The organism is Streptomyces sp. NPDC051822 (assembly GCF_044452745.1).
Taxonomy (GTDB): Bacteria; Actinomycetota; Actinomycetes; order Streptomycetales; family Streptomycetaceae; genus Streptomyces.
Genome location: NZ_JBITBZ010000003.1, coordinates 461,453 through 484,834, shown reverse-complemented (window position 1 = coordinate 484,834; position 23,382 = coordinate 461,453). Strand labels below are relative to the sequence as shown.

17 protein-coding genes and 1 pseudogene are annotated in these 23,382 nt (G+C 70.3%); 10 read left to right on the top strand and 8 right to left on the bottom strand.

Annotation, left to right across the window (positions count from 1 at the left end):
* Window positions 1-4: 4 nt before the first annotated feature.
* Window positions 5-364: a hypothetical protein gene (locus tag ACIA8N_RS12695; protein WP_365780233.1), complete on the bottom strand. Its 360-nt coding sequence runs from the start codon at window positions 362-364 to the stop codon at window positions 5-7.
* A 191-nt stretch (window positions 365-555) separates the two neighbouring features.
* Here ACIA8N_RS12695 and ACIA8N_RS12690 point away from each other — a divergent pair, with 191 nt between their 5' ends.
* From ACIA8N_RS12690 to ACIA8N_RS12680, 3 genes and pseudogenes are all read left to right on the top strand, one after another.
* Window positions 556-714 carry a hypothetical protein gene (locus tag ACIA8N_RS12690; RefSeq protein ID WP_365780232.1) on the top strand — a complete coding sequence of 53 codons (159 nt, stop codon included), beginning with the start codon at window positions 556-558 and terminating at the stop codon, window positions 712-714.
* A gap of 81 nt (window positions 715-795) precedes the next feature.
* Window positions 796-1,068 (top strand): annotated as a pseudogene (locus ACIA8N_RS12685) (GNAT family N-acetyltransferase); the annotation flags it as partial.
* 498 nt (window positions 1,069-1,566) lie between these two features.
* The gene (locus ACIA8N_RS12680) at window positions 1,567-2,886 is read left to right on the top strand and encodes a TerD family protein (RefSeq protein ID WP_365780231.1); all 1,320 of its coding nucleotides are present in this window, start codon (window positions 1,567-1,569) and stop codon (window positions 2,884-2,886) included.
* Between the two features lie 283 nt (window positions 2,887-3,169).
* Here ACIA8N_RS12680 and ACIA8N_RS12675 read toward each other — a convergent pair whose 3' ends face one another.
* Entirely contained in the window at window positions 3,170-4,429 is a 1,260-nt protein-coding gene (locus tag ACIA8N_RS12675) for an acyltransferase (protein ID WP_365780230.1), read from the bottom strand.
* Window positions 4,430-4,431: 2 nt separating this feature from the next.
* Complete coding sequence (locus ACIA8N_RS12670; RefSeq protein ID WP_399416419.1) at window positions 4,432-6,519, bottom strand: bifunctional polysaccharide deacetylase/glycosyltransferase family 2 protein; 2,088 nt, start codon at window positions 6,517-6,519, stop codon at window positions 4,432-4,434.
* A gap of 805 nt (window positions 6,520-7,324) precedes the next feature.
* Between ACIA8N_RS12670 and ACIA8N_RS12665 the strand changes: the two genes are divergently transcribed.
* The 3 genes from ACIA8N_RS12665 (at window position 7,325) to ACIA8N_RS12655 (ending at window position 10,246) form a co-directional block, all read left to right on the top strand.
* Complete coding sequence (locus tag ACIA8N_RS12665) at window positions 7,325-8,275, top strand: glycoside hydrolase family 16 protein (protein ID WP_365780229.1); 951 nt, start codon at window positions 7,325-7,327, stop codon at window positions 8,273-8,275.
* Window positions 8,276-8,869: 594 nt separating this feature from the next.
* Entirely contained in the window at window positions 8,870-9,508 is a 639-nt protein-coding gene (locus tag ACIA8N_RS12660; protein ID WP_365780370.1) for a CBS domain-containing protein, read from the top strand.
* Window positions 9,509-9,559: 51 nt separating this feature from the next.
* Window positions 9,560-10,246, top strand: coding sequence for a response regulator transcription factor (locus ACIA8N_RS12655; protein ID WP_365780228.1), 687 nt, complete (start codon window positions 9,560-9,562; stop codon window positions 10,244-10,246).
* 5 nt (window positions 10,247-10,251) lie between these two features.
* Here ACIA8N_RS12655 and ACIA8N_RS12650 read toward each other — a convergent pair whose 3' ends face one another.
* Window positions 10,252-11,988, bottom strand: a complete 1,737-nt coding sequence (locus tag ACIA8N_RS12650) for a GAF domain-containing protein (RefSeq protein WP_365780227.1) — start codon at window positions 11,986-11,988, stop codon at window positions 10,252-10,254.
* A 52-nt stretch (window positions 11,989-12,040) separates the two neighbouring features.
* On the bottom strand, window positions 12,041-14,662 hold the full coding sequence (locus tag ACIA8N_RS12645) for a cation-translocating P-type ATPase (protein ID WP_365780226.1): 2,622 nt from the start codon (window positions 14,660-14,662) through the stop codon (window positions 12,041-12,043).
* Window positions 14,663-15,003: 341 nt separating this feature from the next.
* Between ACIA8N_RS12645 and ACIA8N_RS12640 the strand changes: the two genes are divergently transcribed.
* Together ACIA8N_RS12640 and ACIA8N_RS12635 are read left to right on the top strand one after the other, a co-directional pair.
* Window positions 15,004-15,627, top strand: a complete 624-nt coding sequence (locus ACIA8N_RS12640; protein ID WP_365780225.1) for a CBS domain-containing protein — start codon at window positions 15,004-15,006, stop codon at window positions 15,625-15,627.
* Window positions 15,628-15,651: 24 nt separating this feature from the next.
* Entirely contained in the window at window positions 15,652-16,641 is a 990-nt protein-coding gene (locus ACIA8N_RS12635) for an Acg family FMN-binding oxidoreductase (RefSeq protein WP_365780224.1), read from the top strand.
* 44 nt (window positions 16,642-16,685) lie between these two features.
* On the opposite strand, the gene ACIA8N_RS12630 is transcribed toward ACIA8N_RS12635, so the two are convergent.
* Genes ACIA8N_RS12630 through ACIA8N_RS12620 form a run of 3 tightly spaced genes read right to left on the bottom strand, consistent with a single transcriptional unit; the run spans window position 16,686 to window position 20,925 of the window.
* A complete protein-coding gene (locus ACIA8N_RS12630; protein ID WP_365780223.1) occupies window positions 16,686-19,076 on the bottom strand; it encodes a glycoside hydrolase family 65 protein in 2,391 nt (796 codons plus the stop codon).
* Window positions 19,073-19,846 (bottom strand): HAD-IA family hydrolase, encoded by a 774-nt coding sequence (locus ACIA8N_RS12625; RefSeq protein WP_365780222.1) that lies wholly within the window; start codon window positions 19,844-19,846, stop codon window positions 19,073-19,075. Before ACIA8N_RS12625 ends, ACIA8N_RS12630 begins: the two co-directional genes overlap by 4 nt.
* Entirely contained in the window at window positions 19,846-20,925 is a 1,080-nt protein-coding gene (locus ACIA8N_RS12620; protein ID WP_365780221.1) for an alcohol dehydrogenase catalytic domain-containing protein, read from the bottom strand. The genes ACIA8N_RS12625 and ACIA8N_RS12620 overlap by 1 nt, the downstream gene beginning before the upstream one ends.
* A gap of 174 nt (window positions 20,926-21,099) precedes the next feature.
* Between ACIA8N_RS12620 and ACIA8N_RS12615 the strand changes: the two genes are divergently transcribed.
* Together ACIA8N_RS12615 and ACIA8N_RS12610 are read left to right on the top strand one after the other, a co-directional pair.
* Window positions 21,100-22,527 (top strand): MBL fold metallo-hydrolase, encoded by a 1,428-nt coding sequence (locus tag ACIA8N_RS12615; RefSeq protein ID WP_365780220.1) that lies wholly within the window; start codon window positions 21,100-21,102, stop codon window positions 22,525-22,527.
* Between the two features lie 110 nt (window positions 22,528-22,637).
* Entirely contained in the window at window positions 22,638-23,291 is a 654-nt protein-coding gene (locus ACIA8N_RS12610) for a CBS domain-containing protein (protein WP_365780219.1), read from the top strand.
* The last annotated feature ends 91 nt before the right edge of the window (window positions 23,292-23,382 follow it).

Sequence of the window (23,382 nt, the reverse complement as noted above, 5' to 3'; positions counted from 1 at the left end):
TCCTTCACTGAAAAGGCATCGGGGTCCACGGCAACGCCTCCCGCCAGCCCTGTCGATCGTGAGCCCAGTCCATCATCACCTTGGCGGTCGACTCTTCTGGGCCGAACACTTCATGGAGCCTTGGAACGTGGGCCTGGTAGTGCTTGTCTGCACTGCCTTCGCGGTACTCGACCTGGTAGCTGAGGTGGTCGTTCAGGTACACCTGAATGTAATGCTGATCCACAGGCTCCAGATCGAGTCTTTCCAGGATCACAAACCGGTGCGACAGGTTCATCTCAGACAGCAGGTCGTGCAGAACCTCCTCGGTCGGATCGTCCACGGTACGACCGCCCGCTTCAACCACACGCAGCACTGGCTTTAGCATGCACGCGACTGTACCGACCCGACTCAACTGCCCAGCCGTCCACAACCTCCCGACGCAGAACACCTAGCCCGATGACGAGGCTGGCCGCGCCGCCCACCTTCCAGGAGAGGAAGCTGCGATCTTTGCCCAGGCGGACGAGCTCAACGCCCACATCGCTCGGTTCCTCGAACACTACGGGTAGGCTCGTAGGTATGGGAATTGACTGGGAGAACATACTCGGCGCAAGCGGTAACGGCCTCGACGATGCCTACGACAGCGCGGTCTCCGCGGTCATCTACAGCGATGACTCGGTGGAGGACCGGCCACTCCCAATCGGCGAGGAGCACGACGACACAGACGGCTTGCGCTGAACTGAGGAAACGCCCCGGCAAGCCGGGGCGTTTCGCCGTCAGGTCAGGGGTCAGTCAGGAGGCGGCCGAGCTCAACTCTGCGGCTCGATCGCCGCCTTCACCGAACTCTTCATCCCCGGCAACGGCACAGGTGACGGCCAGCACTACGGCACGGGGGTGCTGCCCGAGCGCCGAGGTCACGGCCTCGGCCGATGGATGAAGGCCGAGTCGATCCGGCAGGCCCACAGGGACCATCCGGACCTCGGTGACCTCCTGACCGACACCGCCGACAGCAACGCGCACATGCGACGGGTCAACGACGGTCTCGGCTACACACCCACGCACACGACACACCAGTATCAGCTCGACCTTTAGCAGAGAGCGGACGGGCCGGACCGGGACATCACCCCGCCCGGCCTGTCCGTGCTTTCGATACACGCCCTAGGACCGTCTCCTGGCTCCCTCCGTGAGATCGCCGTGTTCGTGATCGAGTCCTGGGTCGTCCATGACGACAGCGCTGTTCCTGTGTCGTCCGAGGTAGTGCCGGAGGCTCTTCGGCCGAGGATCGACAGCGGGCCGTCGTCCCGTCCAACGGACAGCACGACGAGTACCCGGACCGGGAATCCGTCTCCATCGGTGAGGCGTTCGGACTCGTGGATACATCGTCAGCACGGGCTCGTGACCCACAGACACATGCTGGGCCGTCGGTAGCTGACAGCGGTCTGTCGCCAGGCCCACATGAGGACGGCGCGAGGTGGGGGCGGCCTGGTAGGCGATGGCGAGCTTGCCTGGGGAGTGTCTCGCCGATCATGCCGGGCTCGTCGACAGGACACCCCCTAGGCAGGCGGGACGGCCGCGTGCCAGCATGACGGCGTGACAAAGATCGTCAAGGGGGGCAACCTGCCGGTGCCCGGGCAGGTGTGGCGGATCGCGGTCGTCCGGCGGGCGGCCGGGGACGGAGTGCCGGAGGTCGACGCCTCGGCGCTCCTGCTCGACGCCACCGGCCGGGTCAGGGGCGACGGCGACCTCGTCTTCTACAACCAGCTGACCCACCCGTCCGGCGCCGTGCGCCACATCGGACAGGTGCGCGACGAGCAGCACCGCATCGCCGACTGGCTGGAGGTCGACACCGCGCTGGTGGAGCCCACCGTCCACCGCATCGTCATCAGCGCCTCGACCGACGCGGGGACGTTCGGCCAGGTGCCGGGCCTCCACATACGGACGATCAGCGCCGGCACAGGGGAGCAGCTGGCGCTGTACGAGGTCGACGACGCGAGCACCGAGACGGCGTTCGTCCTCGGCGAGTTCTACCGGCGCGACGGGGCGTGGAAGTTCCGCGCGGTGGGCCAGGGATGGGACTCCGGCCTCGTCGGCCTGGCGGAGGACTTCGGCATCGAGGGCAGGGACCCCGACAAGCCCGCTCCCGACGACGAGCGCACTCTCGACGACGAGACCGCCCCCGAGGGCGCCCCACCGGAGGACATCCCCCAGGAGCTCCTGGCGAAGGTCCGGGAAGCCGAAGCCGCCGTCCCGGCGCAGGTTCCCGTTCAGGACCCCGTGCGGACCGGCCCGACGTCGGACGTCGAGGTCTTCGGCGAGGACTTCCCCGAGTTCGTCCGCAGCGGCAAGGGCGAAAAGAGTTTCACGGTCGACGTGCCGATCCCGGCCGGCTACGTCGTGGTCGACTCCGCCCGGACGGGCGACGGCTACTTCAGCGTGCACAGCATGGACAAGCAGGGCAAGGACGACGTCCTCCTCGCGAACACGACCCTGGAGGACTTCGAGGGCCGGGCCGTGCTGCGTCACCGCGGCAGGAGCCCGCTGCGCCTGCGCGTGAGCGCCGCGGGGCGCGAGTGGACGATCGCCGTCCGTCCGGTGAGCGTCGTGGAGGAACTCGGCCGGGGTGCGAAGGGCCGGGGCGCGGACGTGCTGCTCCACACGGGTCCCGCCGGCCGGCTCACCTCCCGGCTCCACACCTACAGCCACGCGTACTTCCACGTACATGGCCATGAGCCGGGTGGCCGCGACCACCTGCTGGCCAACGTGGCGAGCAGACGCCCCAAGGACACGAGGGAACTGCCCGACGGGCCCCTGCTCGTGCAGGTCAGCAGTGCCGAGGGCGACTGGACCCTGGAGGTCCGCCCGCCGAAGGAGAGGGGCTCCGGCAGGTTCTGGCGCCGGGCAGCACGCTAGGGGTGTCCTGTCGATCACGTGCCGGTCGAGCCAAATGCGTCGGCTGCCCAGCGGGCGCATCGCCCATGGACCGTCTGCCCAGGGCCGAACTGTTCCGGCAGGTCTCTCCAGTTGTCGGGAAAGTCGTGGTTGTCGACGGCTCATTCGCTTGTGGCTGCCGCCAGGACCTTCGAAGATGTGCCCATGCCTGAAGCCCCTGACATTGCGACCGCCTGGCGCCGGCTTCTGGATCGCAGGTCGGGTACCCGGGAGCCACGCACGTCCGCGGACCGGACGGCCCGCTTCAGACGCCGGCCCTGCGCCTGCCCCGCACGCGGCGCGGGTACGGGAAGAGGCGCGGAGAGCGCTTCGCGGCCACGTCCTCGACCCAGCCGAAGGTCAGCACCAGCAGTCCGGTCAGGGGGATCGCCACCATCAGCGGAAACCACTGGCTGGTCAGCAGCCACTGGAAGTGCTCGTAGAAGAAGCCGACGGACCAGAGGGGGTCGATCAGCGGGATGGCGGCCACCAACGCGACCTGGTGCCAGAGGTAGACGCTGACAGCGCGTGTGTTGAGCAGGCTGATCAGGCCGTTCCAGCGTTCCAGCGGTCGGGGCCACCGTTCCCAGGAGGGACTGACGTGGAGCAGGATGGCGACGAAGCCGAAGGACCACAGGGCCTGGGCTATCGGCCAGCTCTCGATGTCGGTGGGCACGGTCGGATCGACGGGTCGGGTCTGCAGGTACCACCAGCCGGCCACCATGATCAGCGGCGCGACGGACGGCACGACGTACTGCGGGATCCTCTTGAGCAGGCCCTCCTGGTGGGCCATGCCGAGGATCCAGCAGGAGCCGAACATGGCGAAGTCGCTGAGGTTCTCCCAGACCCGGCCGTAGAGGAACTCCTGGTCGATGAGGAACGTGTGCATCACGATCGTCACCGCGAGCGGCACGGACAGCGTCACCACCGGCATCCGCCGCAGCGCCCACAGCAGCAGCGGTGAGAGCAGGACGTACCAGAGGTACGCGCGGAGGTACCAGAGCGGGACGGTGACCTGCACCGCCCAGCCCTGCCCCACGAGATGGTCGAAACCGTTCAGTGATTCGGCGTACGGAGGAGTGCTCAGCGGCACGAGCCAGAACAGCAGCTTGCCCCACCACCAGTCGGGGTGCCCCTCGGCCTCGGGCCCCCATCCGTCGACGATCTCCAGGGTGAGAATGACCGCGCCGAACAGCCACATCGGCGGCAGCAGCCGACGCATACGGCCCCGGATGACGCCCAGGGCGGGACGGCTGAGCGAGCGTGCCATCAGCGAACCGGCCAGCGCGAACATCACGCCCATCGACGGGAAGACGACGGGCAGCCAGAACCAGCCGAAGTTGTGGTAGATCACCACACGGACCAGCGCCAGCGCGCGCAGCAGGTCGAGATACAGGTCTCGGCCGCCCTTGCGCGGGGACGGTGCCGACGGCTCCGGCACCGGCTGGGGCTCCCGTCGCAGTGCGGCGGGGATCCTCAGCCGGACGGTGTCCTGGGTTCCCCCGAACTCGAAGGATGCGGTCATGGTCAGGCCTCCACCGGTGCGGCGACCTCACCGGTGCGCCGGAGCTTCTGCCAGCGCAGTCGGCCACCGGTCAGCGCCGTGATCGTGGACTGCAACAGGACGATGTACATCAGCTGCCGGTAGACCACTTGCTGGATCGGCAGGCTGATCAGATGCAGGGGCTTCTCGCCGTCCAGCCGGAAGGCGTACCAGGACAGCACTGCCTGGAGCAGGATGAAGCCGCCCCAGCTGGCGAGGGTGATCGGGGCGTCCGCGAACAGCACGCCGTACAGCAGGAACATGTCGACCAGCGGCGCGAGGAGCGGGGCGACCACGCCGAACAGCACGACGAGGGGCAGCCCGACCCGGCCGAAGCGCCCGGCCGGACCCCGGGAGATCACAGCGCGCCGGTGCTTCCACATCGCCTGCATGCTGCCGTAGCTCCAGCGGTACCGCTGGGACCAGAGCTGCTGGATGCTGGCGGGGGCCTCGGTCCAGGCGCGGGCACGCTCGGCATAGACGATCCGCCAGCCGTCGCAGAGCACCGCCATGGTGATGTCGGTGTCCTCGGCGAGGGTGTCGTCGCTCATCCCGCCGACCCGTCGCAGGGCCTCCTTGCGGAAGGCGCCGACCGCGCCGGGGATGGTCGGGATGACGTTGAGCATGTCGTACATCCGGCGGTCCAGGTTGTGGCCGAGGACGTACTCGATGTGCTGCCAGGCGCCGATCAGGCTGTCCCGGTTGCCGACCTTGGCGTTGCCCGCGACCGCGCCGATCCCCCGGTCACCGAAGGGCTGGACCAACTCGCGCACGGTGGACGGCTCGAAGACGGTGTCGCCGTCCATCATCACGATGATGTCGTGCGACGCGGCCGCTATGCCGGTGTTGAGCGCGCTGGACTTGCCGCCGTTGACCTTGCGGATCAGCCGGACGAACGGCAGGTTCATCTCCTCGACGATGTCCGCGGTGCCGTCCGTGGAGCCGTCGTCGATGACGATCACTTCGATCGGATGGTCACTGGCGATCAGGGAGTTGAGGGTGTTCGCGATGCACTCGCGCTCGTTGTAGGCCGGGACGAGGACGGTGACCGGCTCGGTGACGGGTCGTCCCCACGCCTCCCGCCGCCGGGAGCGCCGGGCGTGGAGCGGCGCGAGGACGAGCATCAGCGCGAACCGGCCGAAGTTGAGGAAGCCGACGACGGCAAGGAGCGCGACCAGCACCGGCAGGGTGAGCACGGCGGCCTCGCTGGCCCAGATGAAGCACTTGCCCGCCCACAGCTGGTAGCCGTGCACCGGCACGGTGGCGTCGGTGGCGCCGAGCGCCTCGGAGACGGTGGTGAAGCGGTACCCCTCGCTCCTCAGCTTCACGATGATCTGCTCGAGCGCGGCGATGGTCTGGGTACGGTCGCCACCCGCGTCGTGCAACAGGATCAGCTCACCCGCGCCGGGCTTGCGCGGCATCGCCGCCTTGACGATCGCGTCGACGCCGGGACGCTTCCAGTCGTCGGTGTCGCGGTCGATGAACGCGGTGAGGTAGCCGTGGGAACCCACGTACTTGATCACCGGGTAGTTCCAGTTGTCGAGCGCCGAGGCGTCGGAGGAGTACGGCGGGCGGAACAGCGCGCTGTGGACGCCCGCGACGCCGGCCAGCGCCAGCTGCGTCTGCGCCAGCTCCCAGGTGATCCGGGCTTCGGACTGGTACACCAGATCGGGGTGGGTGAAGGTGTGCACACCGATCTCGTGGCCGCCCGCGACGATCTGCCGGATCAGCTCCGGATGGCGTGTGGTCATCGCGCCGGTGACGAAGAAGACCGCGTGGATGTCGTGAGCCGCGAGCACGTCCAGGATCTTCGGGGTCCACTCCGGCGAGGGGCCGTCGTCGAAGCTCAGGACCACGGTGCGGTCGGGGACCCGGTAGCTCACCGGGCGCTCGTTCTTGTCGCCGCGCGCGTCGATGATCGGGCCGCCCTTGAGCAGGTTCTCCGGCACGGTCGTCTTGTCGACCGAGGTCGCGATCCGGTCGTCGTGGAACGCCTCGTTGGTGGCGAGGCCGCGCAGGACGAGGAGCGCGAGCAAGCAGGCCAGCAGGGACAGTGGCATGAAGAAGCGCAGCGGCGGCGCAGCCAGTCGGCGCGGCCTCAGCAGGGACTGCCGACGACGCTGGTGGCGGGACAAGGACGCTCCTGGAAATGGGTGGTGCGGACGATCAGGCACGCTCGGCCGACCCACAGGCGTGGCTCCGGGCGACACGATGGTCGCGGTATGCCGTGGAATGTCGCGATGTTCGGCGTGACGGCCGAACTTTTCGGGTGGGTCTCGCAGACCGCGCCCTCTAGGGCAAGGAGGGAGGCAGGGGTCCCCTGGTGGGCAAGTACGAGGGCTTCGGAGGAATCTCCATCGCAGGGGCGTCCGACTGCATACCGATCAGGCTGCTGCCCATCGCGGCCGCCAGGATCGCGCCGACCACGGAGACCGGCCAGCCGAAGCGCCGGAACAGACGACTGCGCAGACCCGACTGGTCGACGAACACCGGTGTCGGGACAGGCTCCTGGAGGCCAGATTCGGCCACGCCGACCTGTGCCGGGTATGCCGGTCCACGCCCGAAGGATGTGGAGACTTGGCGCATCTCGTGTGGCCTTTTTGTGCAGGGAGATAGACAGCGAAAGCGTAGAGCGGACCATAGCGGATGACCCTGAACGATCGGTGCGCGATATCCGCCTTTAGCATGATCCGACCGAACGTCGTAACCAGATCGGTATGTCGACGGGCGTGTCCCCGCCCATGGGCGGCCGGTCGAACACACACGACGGGGTGGCTGAAACCCTTCGCTAGGATGACGCCTCAACTCATGTGATCAGCGTTTGCCCCCATGCAAGGGGCGTGCCCAGATGTCACCCCTACGCCCCAAGGAGCCTGCGTGAGCCAGCCCCGCCGCACCTCTCGTCGCCGCGCGTGGACGGCGCTCACGCTGCCCGCCCTCCTGTGCGTACTCGCCGCGTGTTCCGCAGACCTCGCGACCGGCGGGGGCGCCGACGCCGCCGGGCCCGCGCGGGACGCCTCGCCAACGCCCGCCGGACCACCGGGAACCCTGTTCGACAACTTCAACTACACCGGCGCCGACGACCCTTCCCTCGCCGCGCACGGCTGGGAGATCCGTACCGGCGGGGGCGGCCCGGGAATCAAGGACACCTGGACCGCCGACGGCGCCGCCTTCCCTTCCGACCCGACGGCCAAGGGGGGCAAGGTCCTCCGGCTGCGCTCCTCCACCGACGGCACCGAGCAGGGCACCACGCAGGTCGAGGTGCAGACCACGAGCCGGAACTTCTTCACGGGAACCTTCGCCGCCCGGGTCCACCTCAGCGACGAGCCCACGAGCGGACGCGACGGCGACCACGTCGTCCAGACCTTCTTCCCGATCTCCCCGTCGGACTCCTCGGAGAACTACAGCGAACTCGACTTCGAGTACCTGCCGAACGGCGGCTGGGGCTCGGTGGGTCCGCAGCTCGACAACGTCAGCTGGTACAGGGCCGACCCGCCGGACCGGGTCCACAACACCCTCAAGCGGCGCCTCGGGGGCTGGCACACCATGATGATCACCGCCATGGACGGAAGGGTCACCTACTCCTTGGACGGCAAGGAGCTCTTCACCAGCTCCGGCAAGTACGTCCCGCGCGAGCGGATGGACATCCACTTCAGCAACTGGCTCATCGACCTCCCCTTCACCGGTGGCCCGCGCATCTGGGACATGAAGGTCGACTGGGTCTACTACAAGGCCGACGAGGCCGTCTCCCACGCGGACCTCCAGAAGACGGTGGACGGCTTCCACAGCACCGGCGCCGACTACGTCAACACCGTCCCGAAGCCCTGACCCCACCCGCTGCGGGGTCGTCCCCCTCGACGTGCTGCTCACCGAACGGGAGATCACCTGCCGTCTGGAGGACCGCCGGCGGACTTGACCCGTGACGTGTCGGCCGAGTTCGGTCTCGCCGTGGGCGCCCAGGAGTGAGCGTCGGGGGTGTTTTCCGGCATAGCGTGTGGTCCCCCAACTGGTCCCCTGCGAACCGCAGGAGCCCGACCGTGGCGACGAGGTACGGATCGCCGGCCGGGGTGCGCGAGCGCCCGCGTGAAGTCGGTCACGACAGACGGACGAGACGTGCCGACTGTTCGGCGCGGCACCGGACTTCTCGGCGGTTACGCGGGGGAGGGTGCGCCGCGGCCTGGATCGTTACTGCCCGAGTGATCGCAGAGCGCCCGTCCTCTTCCAGGACATAAGAGGTGTGGTGCGGAGTATGACCGGGAGTGGTGACCGCCCGCAGGACCAGACCCTCGTCCACTGCGATACCCCGTGGGGGTATTTTCAGCGGGCCGAGTGGTACGAGACGGGGCCCATCCGACCCTCCTCGGTCCACCGTTCGCGGGGCGAGGCTGGGAGTGGCATACGAGGAGGCTCCCGATGCGATCCATGCCTGTCACCCGTTACACCGTCAGCGACGTCATGACCCACACCGCTGTCGCGATCGGCCGTGATGCGTCCTACAAGGAGATCGTCGCCCTCATGGACCAGTGGAAGGTGAGCGCCGTCCCCGTCCTCGAGGGAGAGGGGCGTGTCGTCGGAGTCGTATCGGAGGCGGATCTTCTGCCGAAGGAGGAGTTCCGGCTCGATCAGCCCCGCCCGGACGAATTCGCCGAGGCGGCCAAGGCCGGGGCCCTACGGGCCGGGGAACTCATGTCGAGCCCGGCCGTGACCGTTCACCCCGCCGCCACACTCGCCGAGGCGGCACGGATCATGGCCACGCGGAAGGTGAAGCGGCTGCCGGTCGTGAACGACATCGGGATGCTGGAGGGTGTGGTCAGCCGCAGCGACCTGCTCAAGGTCTTCCTCCGTACGGACGGCGAGATCGAGGAGGAGATCCGCCGTTCCATCCTCGGCGAGTCGGCTGCCCCGCCGGAGCTGGACGTCTCCGTACGGGATGGCGTGGCCACCGTGCGTGGCGCGCTCGCCGACCGGTCGCTGGTGCCGTTGCTCGCCCGCGCCGTGCGAGCGGTGGAGGGTGTCGTCGACGTGCGGATGGATGTCGGTGCCCATGAAGACGCCGCATGACGGACAATCCTTGTGGGGGCGGGTACGAACCCATCGATCGCAAGGATCGCCATGTCCGATCGTCCGATGCCCGACGCACCCACCCAGGTATTCCTGTTGGACGACCACGAGGTCGTCCGCCGAGGCCTCCGCGACCTGATCAATGACGAGCCCGACATGAACGTGGTCGGCGAGGCGGCGACGGCGGCGCAGGCGCTGGCCAGGGGGCCCGCCCTGCGGCCGGACGTGGCCGTCCTCGACGTGCGGCTGCCCGACGGCGACGGCATCTCCGTGTGCCGGGAACTTCGCTCGCGGATGCCCGGGGTGGCCTGCCTGATGCTGACGTCGTTCGACGACGAGGACGCCTTGCTCGACGCCATCATGGCGGGAGCGGCGGGGTACGTCCTCAAGCAGATCAAGGGATCCGATCTCGTGTCGGCGGTACGGACCGTGGCCACCGGGCAGTCGATGCTCGACCCGGCCACCACCGCCCGGCTGATGCGCTCGTTGCGGACCCCCGAGGCGGCGAAGCCGCTGGAGGACGAGCGGCTCGCGGTGCTGTCCGAGCGGGAGCGATCCGTGCTCGATCTGATCGGCGAGGGGCTCACCAACCGGCAGATCGCCAAGCAGCTCTACCTGTCCGAGAAGACGGTCAAGAACCACATCTCACGGCTGCTGGGCAAGCTGGGCGTGGAACGGCGTGTACAGGCGGCAGTGATCGCGGCACAGGTCCACGAACACGACGCCGAGCAGGGGTAGCGCCCTCACTTCCGGTCAGCGACCAGGGGCACGCGCCACTCGAGCACGGTGCCGTTGCGGGGTTCCGCCCGTGCGAAGGCGGACAGGGAGCCGCCCAGGCGATGCGCTCGTTCAGAGAGGTTACGCAGACCACTGCGGGGCCGACCCTCCGGAATACCCACACCATTGTCACTCACTGTCACGGTAAGCACACCGTCATCGGCGAGAACCGCCACCTCCGCCCCGCGGGCCCGCGCATGCCGGGCCACGTTGGTGAGCGCTTCACCGATCACCGCGATCACCTCATCGGCCACCTCGGAAGGCACATCCGTGTCGAGCAACCCCTCCATACGAAGAGCAGGGGCGTACCCCAGCGTCGACGCGGCTGATTCGACCACTTTGACGATGCGGCTCCTGAGCTTCGGTGCCGTTCCGAAGGGGTCGTGGTCCCGGAGGCCGAAAATGGTCGACCGGATGATCTTGATGGTGGCGTCCAGGTCGTCGATGGCCCGGGCCAGCCGGTCCACCGCTTCCGGGTGCTCGACGAAGCGCCGGGCGCTCTGGAGCGTCATCCCTGTGGCGAACAGGCGCTGAATCGCCAGATCGTGCAGGTCGCGGGCGATCCGGTCGCGGTCCTCCAGAAGGACCACCTGCTCGGCGTCACGGCGGCGGTCGGCAAGTTCGAGTGCCAGGGCCGCCTGTCCCGCGAATCCGGGGAGAGCGGCGATCTCGGCGCCCACGAAGGGGGACCGGCCACTACGCCGGGCGAGGATCAGTACGCCGTTCAGCCGCTCTTTCGTGCCGACCGTGACGGCCACCGCCGGCCCGAAGTGCTCCCAGCGCTCCGGCTGCACCGTCACGCGCTCGTCGCTCGCGACGTCCGCCACCGTGACCAGACCGTCCTCCTCCATGAGGGCCGCGGCGGCCAGGGTCCCTTCGCTGCTCGGCAGGACGACGCCCCGATGCAGGTCGGATCCCTCACCACGTGCCAAGGAGCCCCGTAGCTCGCCACCGGTACCCACCAGGTAGAAGACCCCCATGTCGGCGCCCGCGATGTCCACGGCCTGCTCCAGCATCCCGTCGAGCACCTGGGACTCGCCGGCGCCGGACAGAAGAGCGCTGGTGAAGTCCGCGCTCGCCGCCAGCCACCGCTGCCTGAGCCTGCCCTCCTCGTAGAGGCGGGCGTTCTCGATCGCGATGCCGGCCGCGACGGCCAGGGTCGTCACGACGGCCTCGTCCTCGGCGTCGAAGTCGGCTCCTCCACGCTTCTCGGTGAGGTAGAGATTCCCGAAGACCTCATCGCGGACCCGGATGGGGACGCCGAGGAACGAGTGCATCGGAGGATGGTGGGGCGGGAATCCGTACGAAGCCGGGTGCTCGGACAGTTCCGACAGGCGCAGCGGCTGGGGGTTCCGGATCAGCTCGCCGAGAATTCCGTGTCCGGAGGGCAGATCTCCGATCTGCTCCCGCAGGTCGTCGGCGATGCCGATGGGGAGGAACTCGGAGAGCTTATTGTCGTCACCGATGACTCCGAGGGCTCCGTATTCCGCGTCGACGAGGGTGACAGCCGCCTCTACGATGCCGCGCAGCACCTGTGGCAGGTCCAGCTCCCGGCCGACGGACATGACGGCCTCGAGAAGCCCGTTCAACCGGTCCCTGGTGCCCCGTACCTCGTCGATGCGCGCCTGGAGTTCGTCGAGCAGCTCGTCGAGCTTCAGGCGTGGCGCACGCGTGTCCGCGGATTCGGCGTCCTCCCGGCCCATCAAGACCTCCGGTCACCTCAGGCGCATGGGCGGCGCCCGTGGCGCCTGATCTTCACGGTAGTCCCTGTGTGCCGACCGTTCCTGTCGGGCTCGTTCCCCGGAAGGCGGTTCGGACGAGTCGTGCGGCGAGGAATCCGGCGGGCGCGCAGGCGACGGCGATGCCGATGCCTGCCCAGCCGAGCGGTTCGGTCTCCAGGACCGAGCTCAGGAACGGCACGTACAGCGCTGCCGCGGCCAGTAGGGCGGAGGCGAGGACGGACAGCGGAAGGAACGGGTTCTTCCTGGTCAGGAGCCGGGCACGCAGCCCGAGGACGACACCGAGCTGGGCAGCGAGGAGGGCGAGGAAGAGGACGCTCTGCCAAGCCAGGTCCAGCGCCTGGGCCGCCAGTCCCGCACCGAGAGAGGTTGTCGTGACGACGCCGGCGAGGACGAGCAGGCGCTGCCAGGCACCGGCACCGAGGATGTGCTGGCCCGGAGGGCGGGGCGGTCGTCGCATCGCTCCCGGCGAGGCCGGTTCCGCCCCCATGGCGACACCGGTGAGGCCGTGCGTGAGGAGGTTGATCCACAGGATCTGTCCCGCTCTCAGGGGCAGGGGCAGCCCCAGCATGGGACCGATGAGCATGACGAGGATCTCGGCAGCGCCGCCGGACATCCCGTAGACGAGGAAGCGGCGGATGTTGTCGTAGACGCGCCGCCCTTCGTCGACGGCTGCCACGACCGTCGACAGCTCGTCGTCGGTGAGGACGAGATCGGCGGCCTGGCGCGCGACCTCCGTGCCGCGTGCGCCCATGGCGACACCGATGTCGGCCCGGTGGAGCGCGGGTCCGTCGTTGACCCCGTCGCCGGTCATCGCCGTCACCGCCCCCTTGGCGCGCCACGCCTCCACGATGTCCAGCTTCTGCTGGGGGTTCGTACGGGCGAAGACCCGCACCGAGGTGAGGTCGGCGACCTGTCCCGCGGCCACGTCGGCTCCCGTGACGACGTGGCCCTCCGTCTCGCCGCCGTCGCCCAGGAGTGTGACGTCGGTCGCCACCGCCCGAGCCGTCGCCGGATGGTCCCCGGTGATGAGGACGGGCGTGATGCCGGCGGCACGGCAGGCGGCGAGGGTCGCCGCCGCGTGCGGCTTGGGCGGGTCGCTCAGCGCGACGAGGCCGAGGAGCGCGAGCCCCGACTCGGCCTCGGTGACCGGGATCGGGAGGTCGTTCCGCACGCCCGATGCCACGGCGAGCACGCGGTATCCCCGGGCGGCCAGACTCCCCGCCTCCTGGCGAGCCGCCGCAAGCACGTCCGGAGGATCGAGCAGGACGGCCGGGTCGAGGACGGCCTCGGGAGCACCCTTCAGGCACACGAGCACCCCGCCTCCGTCGGTCTTGTGGAGTGTGGTCATGCGTCTGCGGAGGCTGTCGAAGGGCGCCTCTCCGATCCGGGGGCGGATCGCCGACAGTTCCGCCGGCTCCGGGCAGCCCGCCTTGGCCGCGGCCGTGAGCAGGGCCGCTTCCATGGGGTCGCCCAAGGCCGTCCAGCGACCGTCGGACGCCCCGTCCTCCGCCGGGCGCAGCGTGGCGTCGTTGCAGAGGGCGGTCACCGTCAGCAGCTCGCGCAGCGGCTCGGCCTCGTCCGCCTCGGCCGGTCTCCCGGCGACAAGGACCTCGCCCTCGGGTTCGTACCCCACGCCCGAGAGCTCGGCGCTCACTCGCGGCGTCCAGACGTGCTGGACGACCATGCGGCCCTCGGTCAGGGTGCCGGTCTTGTCGGTGGCGAGGACGGACACCGAGCCGAGCGTCTCCACCGCGGGCAGCCGCCGCACCAGTGCGTGCCGGGCGGCCATGCGCCGGGCCCCGAGAGCCAGGGCGAGGGTGACGACGGCGGGAAGGGATTCGGGGACCGCCGCCACGGCCAGGCTGATGGCGGTGACGGCCATCGTGCCGAGCGGGAACCCCCGCACCAGGCCGAGAGCGAAGACCAGGACACACAGGGCGAGCGTCACGGCCGCGAGAACGCGCCCGAGGGCCGCGAGTCGGTGCTGCAGCGGGGTCGACTCCCGGCGTTCGTCGAGAAGGGCTGCGATGCGGCCGAGCGCGCTGGACGCCCCGGTCGCCGTCACCACCGCCACACCGCGTCCCCGGACGACGACCGTGCCCGCGCTCAGCGTCGCACCGGAGTCCTTGTCGACGGACACGGACTCCCCCGTGAGCATGGACTCGTCCACCAGTACGGCGGACGCCTCGGCGAGTTCGGCGTCGGCGGCGACGATGTCGCCCTCACCGACAAGCAGGACGTCACCCGGGACGATCGTCGCCGCCGGGAGGTCGCGGACGGCGCCGTCCCGCCGTACGCGCGCGTGCGGTGCGGTCAGGGCGGAGAGGGCGGCGACGGCATTGTCCGCCCTGATCTCCTGCGCCACGCCGACGGTGGTGTTCACCAGGACGACCAGCCCGATGACGATCGCGTCAGGGTGGTCGCCTATCGCCAGGGTCAGCACGACGGCCCCGAGGAGCACCATGATCAGCGGGTCGGTCAGCTGGGCCAGGACCCGCTTGTGAAGCCGTACGGGCTTGCTCGCGGTCACCTCGTTGGGGCCCGTATCGGCGAGCCGCCGGGCGGCCTCCTCCTGGGTGAGTCCCGTCGTCTCCCGCACCGTCGCAGGTGCCCGGTCCGCTGCCGACGCCGTCATGGCTGAGGAACTCCTCGGGACAGCCGGGCGATCGCCGACCGCCGACCGCCGATCCTGTCCAGTCCGGGGCCGGTAGTGGTTCCGCTCATGGCTCCTCCTCCGAGGGTCCTCGGGACCTCCTTCCACCTTGCCGGCCTGGCCCGAGCGCGCCGGAGGGCCGCTGGGGGCAATGACGGGACCGAAGGGCCCCTACCCCCGGTCGGGCAGGACGTGGTCTGGGCCGTGACGAGCCCGTTCGGTCCTGAGGGTGGCCCATTCGGCCCTCGCCGACTCCGAGTGCACGTCGGAGGGTGGTGATGCGGGACGTGCACCGTCCGGACCCTCGAACAGGAGGCGCGGCGATGAAGCACATGAAGGTCGGCGACCTGATGACCGACGAAGTGGTCTCCGTCGTCCCTGCGACGCAGTTCAGGGACGTGGCGAAGCTGCTCGCCGAGTACGACATCAGTGGGGTCCCCGTCCTGGACGAGGACGACCATGTCGTCGGAGTCGTCTCCGAGAGCGACCTCCTGGCCGGCCGCGAGCTCACCACGCGGGACCTGATGACCACGCCGGCCGTCACGGTGCACGCCGAGGAGACGGTGGCGGACGCCGCTCGGCTGATGGTGCGCCGAGGGGTCGAGCGCCTTCCCGTGGTCGACGAGGAGGAACGGCTGGTGGGCATCGTGACCCGCCGCGACCTGCTCTGCGTCTATCTCCGCCCGGACTCGGAGATCCGGCGCCGCATCCGTGAGGACGTCCTCACGGATGCCATGGACCTGCCCGGGGACGCGGTGGACGTGCACGTCCTCGACGGCGTGGCGACGCTGGGGGGCCGCGTCCGGCGGCGGAGTCAGGCCCTGATGCTCGCCGGACTGGCCGAGCGCGTCGACGGCGTCGTCGCCGTCGTGGACCGGCTGTCCTTCCTCGAGGACGACGCACGTCCCGCGTCCCCCACCCGGACTCCGCACGACATCTCATGGTGACCCCCTCCGCAGACAGGACGAACCATGTCCACCACCGTTCTCACCCCACCGCTCGTGACGTCGCTGATCGAAGACGCCGTCACGGCTCCCTCGATGCACAACGCACAGCCCTGGAAGTTCGTCTGCAAGACGGGCGTGGGCGTCGTCGAACTGCACGGCGACCCGCTGCGCGGCATGCCGCGCCAGGACCCGGACCACCGGTCCCTCCATCTCGGCTGCGGTGCCGCCCTGTTCGGTCTGCGGGTCGCCGCCGCGCACCGAGCCCTGCACCCCGTGGTTCGACTGCTGCCCTCTCCCGACGACCCCTGGCACCTCGCCGACGTACGATTCGACGTTCCCGACGATGCCGACAGCGAACTGGGCGTGCTCCACGACGCCCTCTCGCGGCGGCACACGAGCCGCTTCCCCTTCACCGAGGAGCGGATCCCGTCCGAAGTGATCGACGGACTCCGCGCCGCGGCCCTCCTGGAGGGCTGCCGGCTGGTCGTACCAGGTGCGTGGCACACCGACACCGTCATGGACCTCGTCCACGCATCCGAGCTGTTCGAGGCCGCGGACGAAGCCGTACGCGCGGAGATCGCCGCCTGGACGCGCACCGGCGCGTCCGGGGAAGGCCCCGGCACCGAGGGCATCCCCGCGTACGCCTTCGGTCCACGGCAGTACGACGTGGCCTCCCCCGTCAGGGACTTCGACACCCCCCGGCAGGTGCCCGGCCGCACTTCGGAACACTTCGAGAAGAGGCCGCAGATCGCGCTGCTCGGCACGGTCGACGACACCCCGGAGGAGTGGCTCAAGGCCGGCCAGGCCATGCACCGGGTCCTCCTGCAGGCGACCCTCGACGGCCTTTCCGCCTCCTTGATGTCCCAGCCCCTGGAATGGCCCGAACTCCGTTCCCACGCAGGCGATCCCGGCTCGGGGGTCGGCTTCGTCCATATGGTGATCCGCCTGGGCTATGGCCCGAAGGGGAAGGCCACACCCCGCCGTCCCGCCTCCGAGGTGCTCGCCTTCGACTGAGCCCGCTTCTCCCGGACGGAGCCACTTCTCGACCGAACCACTTCTCACAGACGGAACCAACGCTCCTGTCCGGGTGCGACCGTGACCCTCCGGTCGCCGGGCAGGACGATGGCGAGCGGGCCCTCGGGCGAGGCCGGGACCCGGATGGCCAGCCGCCCGGGCAGCATCCGCACACGCACCCCGCGATGAGGACCGACGCACAAGGTGAAGGTGAACCGGGGGATCTCCGCCAGCGGGACCGGAGCCACCCGAAGCCCTTCCGGTCCCGTCTCCAGGCCGGTGATGCCGCGTTCGACCAGGTCGACCGTCCCGGCCATCGCACCGAGATGGATGCCCTCGCCGGTCGTTCCTCCCTGGACGTCGGCCACGTCGGCGAGCAGCGCCTCCTCGCAGTAGCGCCAGGCGTCGGCGCCCTTCTGCCGGGCCAGCACCCAACCGTGGACGAGGCTGCTCAGCGTCGAGCCGTGACTGGTGCGCCGCAGGTGGTACGCGACGGTGGCCCGCCACGTCTCGTCGTCCAGCGCGTAACCGAGCCGGTCGAACAGGCTGTACAGCTCGTCGGGGCGGAAGAGGTAGCCGAGCATGAGGGTGTCGGCCTGTTTCGACGCCTGGTAGCGGTTGACCGTGTCCCCCTCGGCCTCCAGGATCCGGTCGAGCCTGCGGATGTCGCCGTACCGAGCCCTGTACGCCTCCCAGTCGAGCTCAGCGAGTTCTCCGTACCCCTCGAACTGGCTGATCACGCCCTGGTGGAACGGTACGTGCAGGCGGCGGGAGACATCCTCCCAGCGAGCCGTCTCGCCCTCGTGCAGAGAGACTTGCTCCGAGAGTTCCGCGCGCCGCGCATCGGGCAGTTCGCCCAGCAGGTCGAGGCCGCGGGCGAGCACCCAGGCGGCGGTCGCGTTGGTGTAGGCGTTGTCGTCGATCCCCGGGGTCGTGGCGTCGGGATAGGCGTCGTGGTATTCGTCGGGTCCCACGACCCCGCGGATGCGGTAGCGGCCGAGCTCAGGGTCGAACGCGGCGGCCCCGGCCCAGTAGCGGGCGACCTCGAGGAGGATCTCCGCCCCTGCGGAGTGGAGGAACCCGCGGTCGCCGGTGGACTGCGCGTACCGCCAGACGTTGAGCGCGACGGCGGAGCCCACATGGCGTTGCAGCCGTGAGTGGTCGTCCAGCCAGCGCCCCGAGCGAGGGTTGAGGTGCAGGACCTGCGTCTCCTCCCGTCCCGAACTCGCGCTCTGCCATGGGTACATGGCCCCTTGGTGACCGGCGAGGCGGGCGGCCGCGCGGGCGGCCGGCAGTCGACGGTGCCGGTACATGAGCAGGGCCCGCGCCACCTCGGGGAAGTGGAGTTCGAGGTAGGGCAGGACGAAGAGCTCGTCCCAGAAGACGTGCCCCCGGTACGCCTCACCGTGCAGTCCGCGGGCGGGAACGCCCACGTCGAGGTCCGCCGTGTGCGGGGAGAGCGTCTGCAGCAGGTGGAACACGTGGAGCCGAAGGATGCGGCCCGCCTCGCCGGGCACGTGCAACTCGCCCTGTTCCCAGACGCGCAGCCAGGCCGCCTTGTGGGCGGAGAGCAGCCGCGGGAAGGAAGGGGCGCTCGCGACCGCGTCGGTGGCTGCCGGGAGCGGGTCGGCGGCCGGCCAGTCCATCGAGGTGTGCAGTGCCAGAGTCTTCACGACCATCGCCGAGCGGTGGGGAGCGAGGGGCAGGCGGTAGGTCTGCACCGCGCCGGCACTGGTCGCCTTCTCCCTCGCGGGCCGCGCGGGGCGGGTGACCGTGCGCACCGCCATGGCGATCCTGGTGCCCGGATCGACGGTACGGCAGGAGATCCATGCGACCCCGTCGGGCGCGAATCCGGTCCGGCGGTCGGTGAGATGACGCCCGTCCAGGTGCCTGTAGCGCTCCACTCCGGCGTTGGTGACGGAGCCGTCGAGGACGGACCACACCTCGACGGAGCCACTCCAGCCGTACGCGCGGAACAGGGTGCACTGGGCCGCGAGGCCGGCGTCTCCCATGTGCACGACGCGGATGTGGCTGACGCGCAGACCACGCCCGCGGGCGTCCTGGAAGAGCAGGCGTCGGGTGAGCACACCCGCGCGGAGGTCGAGACGGACATCGCAGTGGCGCAGCTCCCCGGCGTCGGGCGTCAGCCAGTCGCCGGGCGGTCCGTCGTCGGGCAGGCAGCGGTAGCGCAGTTGCGTCCAGTTCGGAAGGTTGACGAGGTCCTCGTTGTCGACCCGTTCGCCGGCGACGACCGAGGTGAGCCGGTCGTAGCAGCCCGCCAGGTAGGTCCCCGGGTAGTGCGGGCCTCCGGCGGGGCACTCGGGAGCGGAGCCCCGGGTGGCGAACCGGCCGTTGCCGAGCGTGCAGAGCGCTTCGACCAGCGGCTCGCGCGCCGGGTCGTAACGGTCGTACTCCCAGGTCCAGCCGGTGGTCATCCGCGCTCACCCCACACGCTCCGGACCAGCGTCGTGAGATCGGGAACCACCAGGTCGGCACCGTGCTCCCGCAGGGGGCCGGCCGCACGCCCGAGCGGGGTGCGGTCGACTCCGACGACGAGACCGAAACCGCCCCGACGCGCCGCCTCGACGCCGGCGAGCGCGTCCTCGACGACCGCGGATTCCTCCGCGCGGCTGTCGAGGAGGGCGGCCGCCCGCAGGAAGAGCGCGGGATCCGGCTTACCGGCGAGGCCCAGCCGGGCGGCGTCCTCGCCGTCCACGATCACGGCGAGGAGACCGGCGAGCCCCGCGGCACGGATCAGTGCCCGGGCGTGCCGGGAGGCCGACACCGCGGCGCACGGGACGCCCGCCGCGACCAGCGCCGCGAGGGCCGGACGGGCGTCGGCGAAGGCCGTGACGCCTTGCGTACGAACCAGATCGACGAACGCCTGCTCCTTGTGTGCCGCGACGGCCCGGATCGTGCCGCATCCGGGGGCGTCGTGCGGGTCCCCTGGCGGGAGGTGAAGGCCGCGGGCGGCGAGAAAGGCGGCGGCTCCGTCGAACCGAGACCTGCCGTCGACGAGCCGACGGTACTCGGCGTCCGCGTCGAAGGGGGGCTGTGGCCCGCTTCCCGGCGCCAGTCGGTCGAGGCAGGCGTCGAACGCGATCTTCCACGCCGCCGCGTGCACGACGGCGGAGTCGAGCAGTACGCCGTCGGTGTCGAGGACGACACCGTCCGGCGGCCGAGAGCCGCGGCCTCGGCCGTTCATCAGGCCACCGGCGCGTCGGGGAGGCTCACGACCGTGTGCTGCGGGCCGCCCAGGGCGACCTTCAGGGCGCCGGTCTCGGCGGCCCGCCCGAAGACCTCGTACGCCTCCTCCATCTGCCCCAGCTCGAACCGGTGGGTGACCAGTTCCGCCGATGGCAGTCGCCCGGCGGCCATCATGCGCAGCAGCATGGGCGTGGACGAGGTGTCCACCAGGCCGGTGGTGATCGTGACGTCCTTGATCCACAGGTCTTCGAGGTGGAGCACTGCGGGCTTTCCGTGCACTCCGATGTTGGCGACCCTGCCGCCGGGCCGGACCATCCGGGTGCACATCTCGAACGCGTCCGGGACGCCGACGGCCTCCATGACGACGTCGGCGCCAAGGCCGTCGGTCAGATCCTCGACGAGCTGTTCGGGGCCTTCGGCGGCATTCACGGTGGCATCCGCGCCGAGGGCACGGGCGGCGGCGAGCCGCGACTCGGCCAGGTCGACGGCGATGATCCGGCCGGGACTGTAGAAGCCGGCGGTGGAGATGGCGGCGAGGCCGATGGGGCCCGCGCCGACGACGACCACCGTGTCGGCGGGACGCACGGCACCGTTCAGGACACCGACCTCATAGGACGTGGGGAAGATGTCGGCGAGCAGGACCGCGTCGGAGCCGTCGACGGTGTCCGGCAGCGGGTGGACGGACAGGTCGGCGAAGGGCACACGAACGTACTCGGCCTGAACGCCGTCGACGGTGTGGCCGAGGATCCAGCCGCCTCCGCCACGGCACTGCCCATATCGGTTCTCGCGGCAGAAGCGGCACCTGCCGCATGCGGAGATGCAGGAGACCAGGACGCGGTCTCCCGGCCGCACCGTGCGGACGTCGCCGCCGGTCTCGACGACGGTGCCCACCGCCTCGTGTCCGAGGACCCGGCCGGGCGTCACCTCCGGCACGTCCCCCTTGAGGATGTGCAGATCCGTGCCGCAGATGGTCACGACGTCGACCCGGACGATCGCGTCGGCCGGGTCCTCGATGCCCGGGTCGGGCACGTCCTGCCAGACGATCCGACCTGGCCCCTGGAAGACGAGTGCCTTCATGGCGTCCACCTGCTTCCCGTCGCGCGGCGCTGCGGTCCTCGTCCACCAGGCTCCGCGGAGCCGTCCAGCGGCGCATGAGCCGGTCGGCCCCCGAAAGGGGCCGCTCGGGCCCTCCGGACCCGGCCGGTCAGGATGCGAGGGTGGAAACCGGTCCACTTGCAAGGAGGGCTGACCATGTCCGAGGCAGTCCCGAACGGCGTTCGCGCCGCTCCGCGGCCCGCCCTGCTCAGCTTCCTGGGCGGCGTGGGAACAGTCACCGGAAGCAAGTTCCTGGTCGAGAGCGACCATGCGCGGATCCTCCTCGACTGCGGCCTCTTCCAGGGTTTCGCAACCTTGCGACGGCGCAACTGGGAACGGTTCGCCCGCGACGCCGCGGACGTCGACGCCGTGGTCGTCACCCATGCCCACCTGGACCACTGCGGCTATCTGCCGCGCCTTGTCCGACAGGGCTTCCGGGGACCCATCCTCACCAGCGCCCACACGGCCCGGCTCGCCGGGATCGTGCTGCGCGACAGCGCCCGACTCCAGATGGAGGCGGCCCGGCACGCCGACGAGCACGGCTGGTCCAAGCACCGCCCCGCCAAACCGCTGTACGACGACTCCGACGTGGAGAAGACGCTGGCGTTCTTCGACCCGGTCCCGGTCGGCGAGAACGTGGAGATCATGACCGGCACCGGACTGACCCTTCACCACGGCGGGCACATCCTGGGGTCGGCGTGGGCCCGTCTGACGCTGGAGGACGGCCACACCCTGGCCGTGTCCGGGGACCTCGGCCGGCCCGGACACCCGCTGCTGCTTCCGCCCGAGCCCTTCTCCGGCGCCGACGTGCTGCTCATGGAGTCCACGTACGGCGACCGCCGCCACGACCAGGAGTCCGCCCGGTCCGAGTTCGCCGCCGTGATCGCCCGGACCCTCGCACGGAGCGGCACCGTCGTCATCCCCGCCTTCGCGATCGACCGCACCGAGGTCGTCCTCCACGAGCTGACGCTGCTGCGCGAGACGGGCGTCCTGCCCCGATCGGTCCCCGTGTACGTGGACAGCCCCATGGCCCTGGCCGCCCTGGACGTCTACCGGGACGCCGTACGCGAGCGCTCCCCCGAGCTGCGGCCGGAGATCCTCGCCGAGGGAGCGGCCGCCCTGAGCCCCGAACCGTTCCTCGCCGCGCGTACCGTCCAGGAGTCGATCGCGATCAACGAGGTCGAAGGCCCCGCCGTCATCGTCTCCTCGGCCGGCATGGCGACCGGCGGCCGTGTCCTGCACCACCTGCACCGGCTGCTCCCGGAACCGCGCAACGCCGTCGTCGTGGTCGGCTTCGCCGCGGCCGGCACCCGGGCGCGGGACCTCGTGGACGGTGCCAGGGCGCTCAAGATGTTCGGCGAGTACGTGCCCGTACGGGCCGAGGTCGCCGACGTCCCGCACTTCTCGGCACACGCCGACGCCGGACAGATCATCGACTGGCTGCGCGGCGCCCCTCCCCCGCACGTCACCTACCTCGTCCACGGCGAACCGGCCGCTTCCGAGGCGCTGCGCGACCGCATCGACCGCGTGCTGGGCTGGACGGCCGTGGTGCCCCGCTCCGGAGAGGCCGTTCTGGTCCGCTGACGGGGCCCTTCGGCCCCCGGTGCGACCTGTGCGGCCCCTCCCCGTGGCGCCCGCGGCGCGGGAGCCTGGGGGAAGGGGTCGGAGGACACCATGAGCACGAGGAGAGAGCCATGACGTCCCAGCCGTTCACCGTCGCCGACGTGATGACCAAGAAGGTCGTCGCCGTCCTGCCCGGCGCGGATTTCAAGGAGATCGTCGCCGCCATGGAGCGGTGGAAGGTGACCGCCGTCCCCGTGGTGGAGGGAGAGGGCCGCGTCGTCGGAGTGGTCTCCGAGGCGGATCTGCTCCTCAAGGAGGAGTTCCACGACCACCGCCTCGGCCTCGTCGAACAGATGCGGCGGCTCGACGCCACTGCCAAGGCCGGGTCGCGACGGGCCGAGGACCTGATGACCTCGCCTGCCGTCACCGTCACCCCGGAGGCATCTCTGCCTCAGGCCGCACGCCTCATGGCCTCCCATCGCGTCAAGCGGCTGCCGGTCGTCGACGCGAGCGGCGTCGTCCAGGGGATCGTGAGCCGGTCCGACCTGCTCAAGGTGTTCCTCCGCTCCGACGACGATCTCGCCGCCGAGGTGCGCAGCGACGTCGTCGAGCACCTGTTCCCGCTCTCCCGGCACCAGGTCGACGTCCGTGTCGACGCCGGTGTCGTCACCTTGTCGGGCGAGGTCCGCGACAGCGCGCTCATCCCGCTCGCGGCGCGCCTGGCCCGCGCCGTCGAGGGCATCGTGGACGTACGGTGCCGGCTCACCGCCCAGGGCGGGACGTAGCCATGCCCGAGGTGAAGACCACCGATCTGTACGAGTGGTCTGCGTACGCAGCCGCCGGGACCCGCTTCAAGGCCGGCGTCGCGGCGCTGCC